Source organism: Anaeromassilibacillus sp. An250, from assembly GCF_002159845.1.
In the GTDB taxonomy this organism is placed as follows: domain Bacteria; phylum Bacillota; class Clostridia; order Oscillospirales; family Acutalibacteraceae; genus Anaeromassilibacillus; species Anaeromassilibacillus stercoravium.
Window position 1 is genome coordinate 141,070 of record NZ_NFJK01000007.1, and the last position, 16,431, is coordinate 157,500.

General features: G+C 52.4%; 15 protein-coding genes (1 of these 15 only partly in view). 8 read left to right on the plus strand and 7 right to left on the minus strand.

The window, feature by feature from the left end; genetic code table 11:
• Nucleotides 1–225 precede the first annotated feature (225 nt).
• Complete coding sequence (locus tag B5F54_RS08260; protein WP_242969666.1) at nt 226–987, plus strand: polysaccharide deacetylase family protein; 762 nt, start codon at nt 226–228, stop codon at nt 985–987.
• Nucleotides 988–1,117: 130 nt separating this feature from the next.
• Here the strand turns inward: B5F54_RS08260 and B5F54_RS08265 are convergent, their stop codons facing one another.
• Entirely contained in the window at nt 1,118–2,245 is a 1,128-nt protein-coding gene (locus B5F54_RS08265) for a DUF3810 domain-containing protein (protein WP_087233015.1), read from the minus strand.
• Between the two features lie 316 nt (nt 2,246–2,561).
• Here B5F54_RS08265 and B5F54_RS08270 point away from each other — a divergent pair, with 316 nt between their 5' ends.
• The 7 genes from B5F54_RS08270 to B5F54_RS08305 all read left to right on the plus strand — a co-directional run bounded on the left by B5F54_RS08270 (nt 2,562) and on the right by B5F54_RS08305 (nt 10,738).
• Nucleotides 2,562–4,229 carry a Na/Pi cotransporter family protein gene (locus B5F54_RS08270; RefSeq protein WP_087233018.1) on the plus strand — a complete coding sequence of 556 codons (1,668 nt, stop codon included), beginning with the start codon at nt 2,562–2,564 and terminating at the stop codon, nt 4,227–4,229.
• A 148-nt stretch (nt 4,230–4,377) separates the two neighbouring features.
• Nucleotides 4,378–4,869 carry an LURP-one-related/scramblase family protein gene (locus tag B5F54_RS08275; RefSeq protein ID WP_087233020.1) on the plus strand — a complete coding sequence of 164 codons (492 nt, stop codon included), beginning with the start codon at nt 4,378–4,380 and terminating at the stop codon, nt 4,867–4,869.
• Nucleotides 4,870–5,006: 137 nt separating this feature from the next.
• A complete protein-coding gene (locus tag B5F54_RS08280) occupies nt 5,007–7,634 on the plus strand; it encodes a valine--tRNA ligase (RefSeq protein WP_087233023.1) in 2,628 nt (875 codons plus the stop codon).
• Between the two features lie 210 nt (nt 7,635–7,844).
• Nucleotides 7,845–9,158: a bifunctional folylpolyglutamate synthase/dihydrofolate synthase gene (locus B5F54_RS08290; RefSeq protein ID WP_087233029.1), complete on the plus strand. Its 1,314-nt coding sequence runs from the start codon at nt 7,845–7,847 to the stop codon at nt 9,156–9,158.
• A gap of 174 nt (nt 9,159–9,332) precedes the next feature.
• Entirely contained in the window at nt 9,333–9,668 is a 336-nt protein-coding gene (locus B5F54_RS08295; RefSeq protein ID WP_087233032.1) for an STAS domain-containing protein, read from the plus strand.
• Nucleotides 9,652–10,095 (plus strand): anti-sigma F factor, encoded by a 444-nt coding sequence (gene spoIIAB / locus B5F54_RS08300; protein WP_087233035.1) that lies wholly within the window; start codon nt 9,652–9,654, stop codon nt 10,093–10,095. Before B5F54_RS08295 ends, spoIIAB begins: the two co-directional genes overlap by 17 nt.
• Nucleotides 10,088–10,738: a sigma-70 family RNA polymerase sigma factor gene (locus B5F54_RS08305; RefSeq protein WP_087233038.1), complete on the plus strand. Its 651-nt coding sequence runs from the start codon at nt 10,088–10,090 to the stop codon at nt 10,736–10,738. The genes spoIIAB and B5F54_RS08305 overlap by 8 nt, the downstream gene beginning before the upstream one ends.
• Nucleotides 10,739–10,850: 112 nt before the next feature.
• Here B5F54_RS08305 and vanT read toward each other — a convergent pair whose 3' ends face one another.
• From vanT to metA, 6 genes are all read right to left on the minus strand, one after another.
• The gene (gene vanT / locus B5F54_RS08310) at nt 10,851–11,975 is read right to left on the minus strand and encodes a serine racemase VanT catalytic subunit (RefSeq protein ID WP_087233041.1); all 1,125 of its coding nucleotides are present in this window, start codon (nt 11,973–11,975) and stop codon (nt 10,851–10,853) included.
• Nucleotides 11,942–12,976 (minus strand): acyltransferase, encoded by a 1,035-nt coding sequence (locus B5F54_RS08315; protein ID WP_087233044.1) that lies wholly within the window; start codon nt 12,974–12,976, stop codon nt 11,942–11,944. The genes vanT and B5F54_RS08315 overlap by 34 nt, the downstream gene beginning before the upstream one ends.
• Nucleotides 12,966–13,736 (minus strand): D-alanyl-D-alanine carboxypeptidase family protein, encoded by a 771-nt coding sequence (locus B5F54_RS08320; RefSeq protein WP_087233046.1) that lies wholly within the window; start codon nt 13,734–13,736, stop codon nt 12,966–12,968. The genes B5F54_RS08315 and B5F54_RS08320 overlap by 11 nt, the downstream gene beginning before the upstream one ends.
• Nucleotides 13,733–14,884: a D-alanine--D-serine ligase VanG gene (gene vanG, locus B5F54_RS08325; RefSeq protein WP_087233049.1), complete on the minus strand. Its 1,152-nt coding sequence runs from the start codon at nt 14,882–14,884 to the stop codon at nt 13,733–13,735. Before vanG ends, B5F54_RS08320 begins: the two co-directional genes overlap by 4 nt.
• A 204-nt stretch (nt 14,885–15,088) precedes the next feature.
• The gene (locus B5F54_RS08330; protein WP_087233052.1) at nt 15,089–15,619 is read right to left on the minus strand and encodes a GNAT family N-acetyltransferase; all 531 of its coding nucleotides are present in this window, start codon (nt 15,617–15,619) and stop codon (nt 15,089–15,091) included.
• Nucleotides 15,620–15,622: 3 nt separating this feature from the next.
• A protein-coding gene (gene metA, locus B5F54_RS08335; RefSeq protein ID WP_087233055.1) for a homoserine O-acetyltransferase MetA crosses the window boundary here: on the minus strand, nt 15,623–16,431 show its 3' portion. The gene runs 115 nt beyond the window's last position; the window shows 809 of its 924 coding nt (coding positions 116–924); the start codon falls outside the window, past its right edge; its stop codon occupies nt 15,623–15,625.

Below are 16,431 nucleotides of genomic sequence, written 5' to 3' on the forward strand. Positions count from 1 at the left end.
TAATGGGGGAGCGGAGGGATGAAAAACAAAGACAAGGGAGGTATTTGAATGAAACGAGCGAAATATGTTCGCAGAGGAAACGGTGGGAAGGTAGTTTCAATTTTGACAATTTTACTGCTTTTTGCCCTGTTTTCAGCGACTTGCTTTCCACTTTCTCGTGCGCTTCAAAAGGTGGATTCCCCATCGCTTTCTACCTTAGCAGGCCAGGTAGCGATAGAAGGGGCATTGTCCGCTAAACCGGAAATCGTCGCAGAAAGCGCTCCAGCTGTAGAAATCGCTCCTGAAAAACAAGCCTTGCCGAATGATCCGTATCCGCTGCTGTATACCGAAAAGATTTCCCCAAAAGAAGACGATTCAAAAGAAAAAATCGCCTATCTGACCTTTGACGATGGGCCTTCCGATTTGACCATCCCCCTGTTGGATGTGCTGGATCGCTATCAGGTCAAAGCGACGTTCTTCCTGGTTGGAAAAACAGGCGAAGAGGATCGTAAAGCTATGCGCGAAATTGTGAAGCGTGGCCACGCCATTGCCGTACATAGTTATTCGCATGACTATCGGGAAATCTATGCTTCGGTCGATGCGTATTTAGCGGATTTTGCCAAGATGCACGACCTGATTTTGAAAGAAACCGGGGTGGATACCCCTCTCTATCGATTTGCTGGGGGCAGCATCAATTCCTACAACCGCGATACAGCAAAGGCGATTATTGAGGAAATGAACCGCCGGGGATATACCTATTTTGACTGGAACGTTGATTCCGGGGATGCGACCAGGGGGACGACCGCCCAGCAGATCTATCAGCACGCGGTAAATGATAGCAAGCAATTCCGCCGTCCGGTCATCCTGTTCCATAATACGGGCACGAAAAAGATGACGTTGGAACAGATCCCAGCGATCATTGAGGCGCTTCAGAAGGAAGGGTACCGGTTTGATGTACTGAAAGCGGATACACCATCAGTGCGGTTCCGAATCCCAGAAACGGCCTGAATAGAAAAGGAAAGCAACCTTCGGGAAGCAGAATGGAGAAATGGATTTCAGAGTTTAGGCAATGAAACAAAAACAGGCGCCTTCAGCGGAAAGTCTACCGCTGAAGGTGCCTGTTTCTTTTTGGGGAAAATCAGGATGTTTGCAGGGAAGTTGCCTCCTGTTTTGCCCGATGCTCAGCGAGAAGGAGATCGACCACACGCCCATAGCTTCTGACGCCATCCTGCTGCCGGTTGGCTTTTAAATAAGCATTGTTGACCTGGTTGGCCACTTCTGCGACTGGGCTTTCAAATTGATCCCAATAGGCGTTATTGGCGTTGAGATCCATGCGGACCCCTTCCCCTAAGGAAGCGGAAATCTCCTGCGCCGCCTGCGGATCTTCTGCAAAAAGCGCATTGAATACATAGATATAGGCCAGCATTTTCCCGGAGTATTGGAACTCCGCGCTTTCGCTATGTATACAGGCCAGATAGGCGATAAAATTGGCTTCGTCTTCCCGCATAAAGCCGCTTAGATGGGCAAGCTCGTGGCACATCGTAGAGGGGATGGAGTAATCGGGAATGTCAATGTTGACATTCGCTTCAAAAGTAAATGGAAAAAAGATGCCCGTAATCTGGCAAGCGGATAGAGCCCTGGAAAAAAGGACCGGTTTGGGACCAAGGTAGGTGCCATCGAGCAGAGGATAGTCGGCGGAAGCCGCACGCATAGCGGAACGGGCTTGTTTCGCTGTGCCATTGACGGAAGCGTCAAGCGTTGTGATTCCATTTGCGTCGGTCTGCACCTGCTGGCGCAATGCAGTGACGTCGCCGGCCAACGACTGGCAGAGCTCCTGCAATTCCTCTTTCGAGGATGGTTGGATACGCAGGCCGGAGGTTTGCGCAAAGGTGTAGCGGCTGTAATTGATCCCACAACAGATGGTGAAAAGGAACGCCAGAAGGCTTATGGCGCAGAGCGCATTTCGAAAGAAGCGGCAGAGGGTTTCCCTGCGGCTTTCTCTATGTTTTCTCCATTGGATAAAGAAATAAATCAAATAGCCGAGGCAAACCGGAATGGCCGCAAGGACAAGCATCTCCCCAATGGAAGAATACGGAATGCAAAAGGAGAGAAGGTTTCCCCAGTGGGAGAGCCAGCGATAGGGACCGGTGGCATACCATTCTGCAAACGATGGAACGGCACGGGAAAACATAAGGAGCAGAAGGGAGAGAGGAAGAAACAATACAGGTATCCAAGGACGCAAGTTTGGCAGACGGAGCCGTTTCACGAAAAAAGCCTCCTATCCAAAAGGAATGTTTAGGACTGCATTCAAATGGTACCCTGGGGAAATATCACCAAGGGATTACTCTTCTATTTTAACATATTGTCGAAAAATGTACAAACTTTAAATATGCACATATTACTAAAATTTTATGAGTTACTTAGATGCAAGGAAATTTTTTCAAATTAGAGCCTATTTTTTCTAATTCGACATAAACATAGCCGGATAATGTATTATCATTTTTAACATAAAGTTAATCTTGTTTTAACAAATAGCCAATAGAAATTAGTAACTAAATTTTAATGATTGGCAGGTTGCTGAAATGACAATTGAAAACTTCATGATGTTGCTTTGTGGACTGGGACTCTTTCTGTATGGCATGAAACTGATGGGCGATGGATTGGAATTGGCGGCCGGTTCCCGACTCAAGACGATGATCGAACGGCTGACAACCAACAAGTACATGGGGGCCCTGATCGGCTTTGCAGTAACCGCGGTGATCCAGAGCTCTTCCGCCACCACGGTCATGGTTGTGGGCTTCGTAAATGCCGGCTTGATGACTTTGGCGCAGGCGGTTGGCGTGATCATGGGCGCCAATATCGGCACGACGGTGACCGGCTTTATGATTGCCATCAAGCTCAACAGCCTCGCACCAATTGCGATTTTCTTGGGCGTTGTCATGATCATGTTCTGTAAAAAGAACAACCATAAGCACATCGGACAGATCGTCTGCGGCTTTGGCATCCTGTTCTATGGGATGACCGTAATGAGTACGGCAATGGAACCGCTGAGCGAATCGGAGTTCTTCCGGAATCTGTTTGTGCAGATGCAGAACCCGCTTTTGGGCCTGCTGATCGGTTTGGTGTTCACTGCATTGATTCAAAGCTCCTCTGCGTCCGTGGGCGTTTTGCAGGCGTTGGCTGCATCGGGGGCGATTGGCCTGGATTCCGCCATCTATGTGATCTATGGCCAGAACATCGGGACCTGCGTGACCGCGATCATGGCCAGTGCAGGTACAACGAAGACGGCAAAGCGTACCGCAACGGTACATCTGTTGTTCAACGTCATTGGCGCAACCCTCTTTACCTGCATCACCCTGTTGACACCGTTTACCAGCCTAATCAAGAGCATTTCGCCGAACAACGTGATGATGCAGATCTCGATTGTACATATTATCTTTAATATTGTGACGACATCCATTCTGTTGCCGCTGAGCAACTATTTGGTAAAGCTTGCTTGCAAAATTATCCCCGGGGAGGATCGCCAGAGGGAGAACCTCAGCCTCCAATACCTGGATCAGCGCATCCTTAACACGCCCCCCATTGCCGTAGCACAGGTACTTAAGGAAGTGGAACGCATGGGAAAATTGGCGCGAACCAACTTTTTAAACAGCATGGAAGCCCTCTTTTATAAGGACACGGAGAAGCTGGAAGAGGTCGGAGAGAATGAAAAGGTCTTAAACTTCCTCAACCAGAAGATTACGGAATATTTGGTCCAGATCAACGGATTGGAATTGCAAGACCCGGACCGGGAAGTGATCGGCGCCCTGTTCCATGTGGTGAGCGATTTTGAACGGATCGGGGATCACAGCACCAACATTGGCGAAATGGCACAGATCATCATCGACAATAAGGCGTCTTTGAGTGAAGCAGCGGCCAAGGAACTGAAACATATGCAGGATCTTGTGCTTACAGTTTTGGATGATTCCATACGCCTCTTTGAGGATGGAGGCCGAAACAAAGAATTGGCGGATCAGGTCAACCGTATCGAACAGACCATCGACGACGAGACGGAGCGGCTCAAGGAAAACCACATCCAGCGTCTCACCAATGGCACCTGTACGCCGCAGTCCGGCGCCATTTACAACGATATGCTGATGAATCTGGAACGCATTGCCGACCATTCGACCAATATCGCATTTTCCACAGAACATATTAAGCATTTACCCGCAAAGGGATTGTTGCCAAACCTCACCAATGTGACCGCATAAAAATTGCATAAAAGCCGGGGACAAGGGTTCCCGGCTTTTTCGTATTTTTCGGAGCGTGAATGGCATTTTCAGTTGCGATAAAAGCGTAAAAATGGTACAATACTATCCTAAGAAATCGGTAAAGTGAGACGCGAGAGGAGGCTGCGTTTTGAATTTGTATCTGAAACAGGATACGGAGGCAAATCCGGGCCTTTTTACGGTCTATGATACTTGCGGCCGAGTCTGCTATCGCCTTTCCGGGGATGCACAAACCCTTGGAGGAAAAATGTATCTGTACGACTCCAACGGTGTGGAGGCAGCGCGGGTCACCCATATGGGGCTGGCAGGCATTTCCCGCTATACCATCGTGGTGGCGGAGAAGGAACGCGCGCGGATCTTACAAAACCTGGCTTCTTTGAAGACGCCGTTCCGCATCCGCGGGATTTCTTGGAGGCTGCGCGGAGATATGGCCCTGCGCTCATTTGACGTGGTCGATGCGGAGGGCCGGGTGGTCATGTCGCACGGACGCTGTTGGGAGTCCAGCGGGGAATGTTTTGCACTGGAGATTGCGGAGGCGGAGAATGCCGTATTGTGCATCTGCATCGCCGCAGTGATCGACAGCAGTGCGCAGGCTGGCTCTGCTGTGGCCTTGCCGGTTTGAGATCTTTGCGCCCATTGACAAAATGGGGCGCAAATGGCATACTATAACATATATTTATTTGTAGCATCTTGTAAAAAACGCCGCCGCGCTCCTTGCTTCAGCGCCTGCGGCGATTGTGTTGATTAGGGGGAACATGCATGAGCAGGGAATTGGCAAAGACCTACGACCCGCAGGAAGTGGAGGATCGGATTTACGATTTCTGGCTGAACGGCGGTTATTTCCATGCAACGGTCGATCCGGAGAAAAAACCTTACACCATCGTCATCCCGCCGCCCAATATCACCGGCCAACTTCATATGGGACATGCGATGGATGAAACCCTTCAGGATATTCTGATTCGTTGGAGAAGAATGCAGGGGTATTCTGCGCTTTGGCTCCCCGGCACGGACCACGCCTCCATCGCGACAGAGGCCAAGATCGTGGAGGCGATGCGCCAGGAGGGACTCACCAAAGAGGACCTGGGGCGCGAGAAGTTCCTGGAACGCGCCTGGGCGTGGAAAGAGAAATACGGCGGCAGGATTGTAGAACAGCTCAAAAAGCTGGGCTCCTCCTGCGATTGGGGGCGCGAACGCTTCACCATGGACGAGGGCTGCAACAAGGCGGTTCGTGAGGTGTTTGTGCGGTTATATAATAAGGGCCTGATTTACCGTGGCGAGCGGATCATCAACTGGTGCCCGCATTGTAAGACCTCCATTTCCGACGCGGAGGTGGAATTCGCAGAGAAGGACGGCAATTTCTGGCACATCCGCTATCCGTTTAAGGACGGCAGTGGGTATTTGGAGCTGGCCACCACCCGACCGGAGACGATGCTGGGCGACACCGCCGTGGCGGTGCATCCGGACGACCCGCGCTATAAGGACATCGTTGGCAAGATGCTGATCCTCCCGTTGGTTGGCCGTGAGATCCCGGTGATTGCGGATACCTATGTCGAGCAGGACTTTGGGACCGGCGTGGTGAAGATCACCCCCGCACACGACCCGAACGACTTTGAAGTCGGCCTGCGCCACAATCTGGAAATCATCAATGTGATGAACGATGACGGCAGCATTAATGAAAACGGCGGGAAGTTTGCAGGAATGCCCGGCCTTGAGGCGCGCAAACAGATCGTCAAGGAGCTGGAAGAACAGGGCTTCCTGGTGCGTATCGAGCCGATCAAGCACAATGTCGGCAGTTGCTACCGCTGCCACACCGTGGTGGAGCCGCGCGTTTCGAAGCAGTGGTTTGTAAAGATGGAACCGCTGGCAAAGCCGGCAATCGAATGCGTCCGCGACGGACGTGTGCGCTTTATTCCGGAGCGCATGGAGAAGATCTATTTCAATTGGATGGAGAACATCAAGGATTGGTGCATTTCCCGCCAGCTCTGGTGGGGACACCGCATCCCGGCGTGGTACTGCGAGGATTGCGGCGAGACGATTGTCGCGATGGACGCGCCGCATACGTGCCCCAAGTGCGGCTCCGAAAAGCTGCACCAGGATGAGGACACCCTGGATACCTGGTTCTCTTCCGCGCTGTGGCCGTTCTCGACGCTGGGCTGGCCGGATCAGACAGAAGACCTCAAGTATTTCTATCCGACGGATACACTCGTGACGGGCTATGACATCATCTTCTTCTGGGTTGCCCGCATGATCTTCTCCGGTATGGAGCATATGGGCGAGCCGCCCTTTAAGACGGTCTTTATCCATGGCCTGATCCGTGACGCCCAGGGGCGTAAGATGAGCAAATCGCTCGGAAACGGCATCGATCCGCTGGAAGTGATCGCACAGTATGGTGCGGATGCGCTGCGCTTTACGTTGGTGACGGGAAACAGCCCCGGGAACGACCTGCGTTTCTCGCAGGAGAAGGTGGAAGCCAGCCGGAATTTTGCGAATAAGATCTGGAACGCATCGCGTTTCATTCTGATGAATATCGATGGCCACGATGTCCCTAACCAGCTGCCTGAAAAGCTGGCATTGGAAGACAAGTGGATTGTCAACCAGTTTAATCAGGTTGTCAAAGAAGTCACGGATAACCTTGAGCATTTTGAAATCGGCATTGCCGTACAGAAGCTGTACGATTTCCTCTGGGACGAGCTGTGCGACTGGTATATTGAAATTGCAAAGATTCGTTTGCAGTCCAGCGACGAGGAGGCTGCCCAAACTGCACGTCAGGTGCTGGTTTGGGTGATGACGGGAACGCTTCAGCTGTTGCATCCGTTTATGCCGTATATCACGGAGGAGATCTGGCAGTCGCTGCCGCATGAGGGCGAGTCCATTATGGTCTCCAAGTGGCCGGTCTATGAAGAGGCGCATTGCTTCCAGCAGGCCGCTTCCGATATGCAGAGCATTATGGATGTCATCCGCGCAGTGCGCAACCGCCGTTCGGAGATGAACGTGCCCCCGTCGAGAAAGACGCATCTGTACATTGCGACTGCGGCGGAAAAGGTGTTCCAAGAGGGCGCCCCGATCATCGAGCGTTTGGCCTTTGCCAACGGGGTGGAAATTGGGCCCGCATTCGAGATCGAAGGCGCGGTGAACATTGTCACCAGCGGCGCGAAGGCATATATCCCGATGGACGAACTGGTGGATAAGAAAGCAGAGCTTGCCCGCTTGACGAAGGAATTGGAGTCGGCACAGAAGCAGTATGCGACGACACAGCAAAAGCTGAGCAACGAGAAGTTCCTTTCGAAGGCCCCGGAGAACGTCGTGGAGGGCGTTCGCCAGAATGCAGCGAAATTAAAAGAGCACATCGCGTTGATTCAGTCCAGCATTGATGCGCTGTCGAAATAAGATTTTTGCAGGAAACGAGAGAGGCATGCTTTCCAAAGCGGAAGTGTGCCTCTTTCTGCAATACCGCATGGCAAGCGGGGGAGTAGGATGCTGCCAGGAACCGATGGCTTTTGACCGAGCCCGTTTGAGACCACTCGTTGTGGATGGAAAGGAATCGAAGGATATTTGGGTGTTTTCCTGGATTTTTTTGGAAGGAAAGTGGGGGATACAATGACCTATGAACAAACCTTGGAGAGGATTCACGCGTTTCCACGTTTTGGCGGTTCGCCCGGGGTGGAGCGCGTCCGGAAGCTCTTGGCACAGCTGGGGAATCCCCAGGATCGTTTGAAATATATTCATGTGGCAGGTACAAACGGGAAGGGCTCCACCTGCGCGATGATTGCATCCGTATTGCAAAAAGCAGGATACCGGACGGGCCTTTTCACGTCCCCATTTCTCAGCGATTTTTGTGAGCGCATCCGAGTGGATGCTGAAAAAATCCCAAGGGAATCGCTTGTCGAGATTACAGAGGAGGTGCTTCCGGTTGCACAGGGCTTGATTGAAAACGGGGAAGCCCTCACGGAGTTTGACTTTACCACCGCACTTGGCTTCCTGTGGTTTGCACGCCAGCAATGCGATTTTGTCGTTTTGGAAGTGGGGCTGGGGGGGCGAAATGACGCGACAAATGTGATCGGAACGCCGCTGGTGTCCGTTATCACGTCCATCTCCCTGGACCACACCAGCGTACTGGGTGATACAGTGGAGCAGATCGCTGCGGAAAAAGCGGGGATTATCAAGCCGTATGGGGTGACGGTGGCTTATGGCGATCAATTGCCCGGCGCAATGGAGGTGATCCGGCGCGCAGCGATGAAGCAACATAACCGGCTTGTGGAGGCCGCGCCTTCCGTACTCTCGGTGGTTTCCAGCGGGCTGCATGGGACGGAACTGCGCTATGAGGGGCTCTCCTTGCACTTGCCCCTTTTGGGAGAATACCAGGTGAAAAATGCCGCCACCGCTTTGGCTGCCCTTTCGGTTGTACAGGAACACGGCTATTCGATCCCCGACCAAGCGCTCATGGAGGGTTTCGCTGCGGTCCGTTTCCCCGCCCGTATGGAACTGCTGAGCGAAAATCCTTTAGTTTTCCTGGACGGCGCCCACAATCCAGACGGAACGCATGCGCTTGCAGAGACACTTCGGAACCATTTGGCGGGGCGCTCCTTGGTGGGGCTGATCGGCATGTTGGCGGATAAGGATGTCCACACGGCGGCTGAAAATTTGGACGGGCTCTTCGAGCAGGTGGTGACGGTTACGCCCGACAACCCGCGCGCCATGCCCGCCGAAGAGCTGACGGCCATCTGGCGCGTACATGGGACGCCGGCATACCCTGTGGAGGGCGTATCCGCGGCTTTTGACAAGGCGCTTACCCTCTTAAAGGAAAACGGTGCGCTGGTGATTTGCGGTTCGCTGTTCCTCGCGGGAGAGATTCGCCCGATTGCCCGAAAGCGGTTGCGGGAAAAAGTCGGCTTGCCCGCAGATTTCGAGTAAAATTTTAGCAAAGACCCTTTATCTTTATAGATAAAGGGTCTTTTTGTATACCTACGAAGAAGAAGCATAGAACGCCTTTCTGAAAAAATTTTTCCTTCGTATAAAAAGGCAAAAAGTGGGAATCCTTTTTGAATGGTCCAAGATATCAAGAATGGATACATAGGAGGCAATCGAATGGGTGTCAGGCTGATTTTAAAAGACGGCTGCCTTACGGCTTTGCTCAGCGGAGAGATCGACCACCATGTGGCAAGGGAATTGCGGGAGGAGATCGATGGAACGGCAATGCGGACAAGGCCAAGCGTGTTAAAACTGGATTTTTCCGGTGTGCAATTTATGGACAGCTCCGGGATCGGATTGATTATGGGACGGTATAAATTGATGCAGACGTGGGGCGGAAGTGTGACCATTGCCAATCTCCCGCCCAAATTGGAGAAGATCGTGTCCCTCTCCGGCCTGCGGGATCTCTGTAGCGTTGTAAAGGAGGTGAAGGAAGTTGAAGGCGAAGAATGAGATGCGCATTTCATTTCCAAGCAATTCCAACAATGAAGCATTTGGAAGGGCGGTTGTCGCCGCATTTGCCGCACAATTGGACCCCACGATCGACGAGTTGAGCGACATCAAAACCGCTGTTTCGGAAGCGGTCACAAATTGCATTGTACATGCCTACCGGGATACGATCGGGATGATCTACATAACGGCAAAATACGATGACCATGGAACCTTGCAGATCAAAATCCGCGACAAGGGGTGTGGCATTGCAGATGTGGAACAGGCTATGCAGCCGCTCTTTACTACGGCCGGGGAAGAACGCGCAGGTTTGGGCTTTGCTGTGATGGAGAGCTTTATGGACAAGCTTCGCGTCACTTCGAAACTGGGGTCTGGAACCACCGTCACCATGCAGAAGAACCTTGCGCGGCGTGTGATGAAGAATGGATAGGGATCAATCGATACAGGAAAACATTGGCTTAGTACATGCCTGCGCCAAACGGTTTAAGGGGCGCGGGATGGAGTATGACGACCTTTTCCAGGCGGGATGTTTAGGTCTGGTCAAAGCGGTGGACCATTTTGACGAGAGCCGCGGCCTCAAATTTTCCACGTATGCAGTGCCGGTTATCCTGGGCGAGATGCGCCGTCTTTTCCGGGACGGCGGCGCTGTAAAAGTGGGCCGCTCTCTGAAAGAGCTTTCCATTCGCGCCTCCCGAAAGGCGGCGGAATTTGCAGAAAAGGAGGGGCGTTCTCCGACCGTCGGAGAGCTTGCAGAGCTTTTAGGGGTGGAACCGGCGGAAGCGGCGCAAGCGCTCGGTGCAGCGCAGATGCCCCTCTCCTTGACCGCTTCCGAAGAGGATGGGGGCGGACAGATGGATATCAGCGTCGAGGGGGAGGATGAGAAGATCGCGGAGCTGCTCTCTTTGAAACAGGTGGTAAAGGAATTGCCTCCGCGCGACCAAAACATCATCTATTTCCGGTATTATAAGCATCGGACGCAGACCGAAACCGCGCAGGCGCTGGGAATGACGCAGGTGCAGGTCTCCCGAAGGGAAAAGGTGATTTTGCAGGAACTTCGAAGAAAATTGGTTTAGGGAACAGCATTTTCGTTTGAAACAGAAGCGGAGTGTGTTGGGCTTCCAAAGAAAAAGCAGTGCCATGCCCAAGGAGAGGGCAGCGCACTGCTTTTCTGTTTTGGGACAGAGGTCAAGCACGGATCTCGATGCGCTCCAGGCGGCTTCCCAGCCGGCTGAGGATTTCATTGGAAATCGTGCCGGACTGCTCGGCCAAGTCGCTGGCAGAAATCTGCTGCATTCCGGAGCGGCCGATCAGGACGGCTTCATCCCCCGGCGCCACATTTGGAACGCCGGTGACGTCGATGAAAAGTTGATCCATACAGATGCGCCCAACGATGGGGACCTTTTGCCCATGGAGAAGCGCATACCTGGTCTGGGAGCCATTGCGTGGAATCCCATCCGCGTAACCGATGGAAACAACGGCAATGGTCCGCTCGGAAGCAGCCGTAAATGCCCGGCCGTATCCGGCGGCTTCACCGGGAGACAATGTTTTGACGCATTCTACCCTGGCTTTTAAGGAGAGAACCGGCCGCAGGTCGGCGGCTGCGCGCACACGGTCGTTCGGACGGCTTAGGACTCCATAGAGTGCAATGCCGGTCCGCGCATAATCGAAGGAAGGTTCATAATCGTTCAAAATTCCGTAGCTGCTCTGGATATGTGTTTTAAACCCGTATATGCCGCTTTTATGGAGCACATCCACCACGGACCGAAACCGCTTGATTTGCAGCTGGGTAAAGGCGCGCTCCTCCGCTGTTGTCCCGTCGGACACGCACAGATGGGAGTAGACGCCGGTGATTTTCAAATGGGGAAAGCTCCAAATGGCGCGGATTTTTTCGATTGCATCGCTGCGTTCCCCCAAACGCCGCATACCGGTGTCGATGCCCACATGTACCGGAAGTGCCTTTCCATAGTCGTTTAAAACCTGGGCATAGGGATAGTCGATGACCGTTTGGACGAGGTTGTAATGGGCCAGTTCATCGAATTGGGAGGGATGGGTATAGCCCAATATGAGGATCTGCCCCGTAATGCCCGCCAGCCGGAGTTCGATCCCTTCCTGGACGGTGGCAACGCAAAAATCGGAGATCCCCATATCCTGTAACGCTTTGCCGACGAGGGCCGCGCCATGGCCATAGGCGTTCGCCTTGATCGCTGGCATCATGGCGGTATGCTTTGGAAGAATCCGCTGAAGTTCTCGGACATTATGGGCCAAGTTTTCCCGGCTCAGCTCGATCCAGGCCCTACCTTTTTGGCACATACCGCGTTCCTCCTTTCCTTCAAAAATAAGACGGCTGCCACCAGCCCAAGCGATACAACGCAGACAGCCGAATAGTGTATCATTGAGTTTTCAACAAACAGCTTAGTTGTGCCGGTGATTTTGGCGGCTCCGCGCACAAGAACGATCACAGCCGGATGAATCAGATAGAACAGGGTGGAACCACCGCGCACCCAACGGGGCGCTTGTCCGAGTACCCGCAGCAACATTTGGAACAGAAAATACAGGACTGGCAACAGAAAAAGATACATGCTGTTGTGCCGTTGCAGGTGCAGAAGATCGGTCAAATACCCTTCGATCAGCAAGAAAACGACAGAGATCGGAAGCCCCCACCGGCAAGCGGTTTTGGAACAGCGGTTTCTGGGATTGGCAATGGCCATGCCGAGCAATAGATAGATGGGTGCGAAAAAAATACCGTTGCGCGTATAATTGCTGATGGAGAAGATGCCGTCATAACACGCTTTAAGTGCGGGAATCTGCTGGATTAGCCCATAATAGCTGTCACCGGCAAGGCCAATCAGATAAGCAATCCCTGCGTAGATCCACGCAGCCCGCATGGACCGCTTGGCGAGGATCGCCACAAGGAGGCACCCGAGGATTGCCGCCGGAAAGTACCACAGATGGTAAAACGTCCCATCAAATAGAAGGGCTTTAAAAAATTCCAGTACGTTTTTGGGTAGGTTTCCTGCATACCAATTGATCGGGAAATAGAAGAGGGTAGCAGCCAGATAGAGCAGCGTGTTTTGTCTTAAGAATCGGACGAGGCGGCGCTTGTCCCGAAATCCGCTCTTCGCATACGGCGCCAATACAAAAAAGCCGGTTGTCATCAGAAAAAAGGGAACCGCTATGCGGCCGAGACAGTAGGTGAACAGGACGTCCCCCACGCGGTTCCAAGTCGAAAAGGGGGCGATGTGGATTGCCGCAACCATCAGGGCGGCGGGAATCCGGAACAGGTCCACACCTGCGTAATTTTTAGTCTTCATGGGGACTTCTCCAAAGGGTCAGAACGATGCCGCCCGCGTTGGTGCCGGAGAGGGAATAGGACATCGAATCCGGGATTTCCACCGTTGTTTCTATCGGCTTTTCCATGGGAACATAGAACAGTTCAAAATGAATCCCGTTAAAGCGATAGGAAAACGGATGACCGGGAGCGGTAGCGTTTTTCAAAAAGGAAAGATACTCTTCCAGAACCCAATGCTTCTGTGCGATCACGATTGAATGGGGAACACCGACGAAGCGGAAGTGCCATGGCTCCGCCGCGATGCCTGTCAAGGATTCCTTGCCGCTGAGATACCGTTCTATGAATCCAAACTGCGGAGCCAGTTGCCGGAACTTTTGGAAGATGCCTGTGTGCGGAAAGTCCGGACAGATAAAATCAATCCGGGCACTTTGTGCCGCCAGATCAATGGCGAGCCCGGTCTGATGTTCACTGTGTCCGGGGAGGGCGACATACTTCTGGGTGAATGCCAGCCCCTCCTTTGCCTGCGTATCCCTCCAGATTTCCTCCTGTTCTTCCTGGGTGCGGAAACCGCTGACAGCGGTCACCTGTTTCCAACCGTCGAGGATGGCGATTAGACGTTGCAGAGACTGTGCGGCATGGGACTGCAAAAAAATGTCCGGTTGATCGGGAAGCGCTGGGGTCATCTCCGGGAGCACTGGAAATGGGGGCAGGGGATGTCCGGGAGCAACCAGAAGAAGGTCGCCGTGAGAAATATTCTCCTGCCTGAGAAGAACCGGTTTCATATGGATACCCCCGTTTCCAATAGACGTTGGATGACCTCTGTGAAGGAGAGGCCGATTTCTTTCAGCATATTGGGATAGCGGCTGTGGGAGGTAAATCCGGGAATGGTGTTGACCTCATTGAAGTAAATGCGGCCCTCCGGCGTCAAGAACAAGTCCACCCTGGCGAATCCATTGCATCCCAAAATGCGGAAAATCTTTTTGGCGACCGACTGAATCTCTTCTGTCTTATGGTCCGATATGCGGGCGGGAACATGGATTTTTGCGTGTTTTAACGTGTATTTTTCCGTATAGTTGAAGAAGCCGCCGGAAAGCTCAATTTCATCCACAGCGCCGACGGTTAGATGGTCCGTCCCCAGGATGGCGCATCCCACTTCAAACCCCGGGATGGTTTCTTCTAGGAGGACCGCCGAATCGTGCAAAAATGCATGTTCGATGGCGGGAAACAGTTCCTCAACGGCGTGTACTTTGGTGATGCCAAAGGAGGAGCCCGATCGGACGGGTTTTACAAACAGGGGATAGCCCAGCGTTTCTGCGGCTTGTTGAAGCGATTCCCTGTTGAACGGGGGCCGGACCAAAAAGGACAGGGGAACGGCGATCCCTTCCGCCGCCACCAGGCGATGGGCCATTTCTTTGTTCATACATACAGCGGAACTCAAGAGATCGCATCCGACGACCGGGATACCGGCCAATTCCAAAAGCCCCTGTACGGTTCCGTCCTCTCCGTTTTTCCCGTGGAGGATGGGGAGCGCTGCGTCCAAAGAAACCGTCTGTAGAATGCCGTTGTCCATATAATGAAATCCGTGGATGGACTGATCTGTGGAGGGAAAGATCGGGATGCAGAAGTCCTCCGAAAACCAGCTATCGTTTAGAATGCGCTCTGGGTCCCCGCGGTACCAAAACCATTGGCCGGTATGCGGATGAAGGCCGATCCATATGCATGCATAAGCAGACGAATCTATATGGGTAATCACGGAATAGGCGGATTGTAGAGAAACACTATATTCTGTGGAACAGCCGCCAAACAAAATGGCCAGTTTCTTTCTGCGCTCCGAACACTCCAGAGGTGTTTGACTGGTGTGCAGGTGTTGAGACAAATTTGTGAGATCATCGGGGGATGGAGCGACCGTTGTCCGATGAAAGGTGTTCATTTGTAAAGCCTCCTTTGGGAAAGACAACAGAGAAGCGTGCCGTTCCCCTGTGTCCAATCGTACAGAAATACATATTTTAAACAGAAACGAAAAAGATCGCCCCTGTTCGGTCTTTATTCTACCGAACAGGGGCGATCTTTCCTTTAAGATTCACTTGTCGACTTCTTAAGAAACCAAGAAGGACTTATTAAGATTTTCTGAAGGTTATAAATAGAGGTTCATCCATTTTGCATCTACAAAACGGCCGTCCTCTAAATGGAAAAAGCGGGGATAACACCCGACCTCTTGAAAGCCATAGCGCTGATACAAACGGATTGCACGCACATTTTCGGCATTGACCGTCAGGCCGATCACTTGAATTTGTTTGGAATTCCGGGCAAATTGCAAGAGCTGCTCCATCAATGCCTGGGCGATTCCCGTCCCCCAATAGGACTTCCTTGCCGAGATGGACAGTTCACTCGTATGGCAGAGGCGCGGCGCTTCCGCTACGGTGAGATTCCCCATGGCGGCCAGCTGTCCATGCACATATACGACCAGCAAGATGCGGTTGGAGGATTGAAAACTTTTGATGTAGGCTTCCTCCTCGGCGACAGACATGGAAAATGCGTCTTTACCGAAGGTTAAAAAGTCGCTCTCTCCTCCGATACAACGGAGATAGTCGATCATATCTTCCGCATCGGAAGGAACCGCTTCCCGCAATTCGGCGGGTCTGCCATCCTTTAGAGAAAAGATCATCCTTTATACCTCTCGCAAATCCTTTAAGTCATAAGGGGTCTGCTGATAAACATAGTAGTTCAGCCAATTGGCAAAGAGCAGATGCGCATGGCTGCGCCAAGTAAAACGCGGCTGCAAGCTGGGATCGTCATTCGGAAAGTAGTTTTCCGGAATGTGTGGCTTTAATCCTTTGCGCACATCGCGGAAATATTCGTTGGCCAGGGTGTCGCGATCGTATTCGCCGTGCCCGGTGACAAAAAATTGGCGCCCGTCCTTTTTGGCCACCAGATGGACACCGGCCGCGCTGGAGGTGGACAGGATCATCAGTTCATCGTGCTGTTTGATGTCGTCCCGACGAATTTCCGTATTTCGGGAATGCGGGACATAAAAGCTGTCGTCGAACCCACGAACCAATGGATGGTGTGGGTCCAACACACGGTGCAGATAAACGCCGCTCAATTTTTGCGGCAATTGATATTTGGGGATTCCGTAGTGATAGTAAAGCCCGGCCTGCGCGCCCCAACAGATATGTAGGGTGGAGTAGACGTTCTTCCGGCTCCAATCCATAATCTCACAGAGCTCCGGCCAGTAGTCCACCTCTTCGAACGGCATGTTTTCAACGGGTGCTCCTGTGATAATCATGCCGTCGAATTTCTCGTTTTTCAAATCCTTAAAGGTTTTATAAAAGGTATTGAGATGGGAAGCAGAGGTGTTTTTCGAAACATGGGAGGCCATCTGCATCAATTCGACATCAACCTGTAACGGCGTGTTGCTCAAAACGCGCAGCAATTGCGTTTCGGTTACGGGTTTGATCGGCATCAAGTTGAGAATGA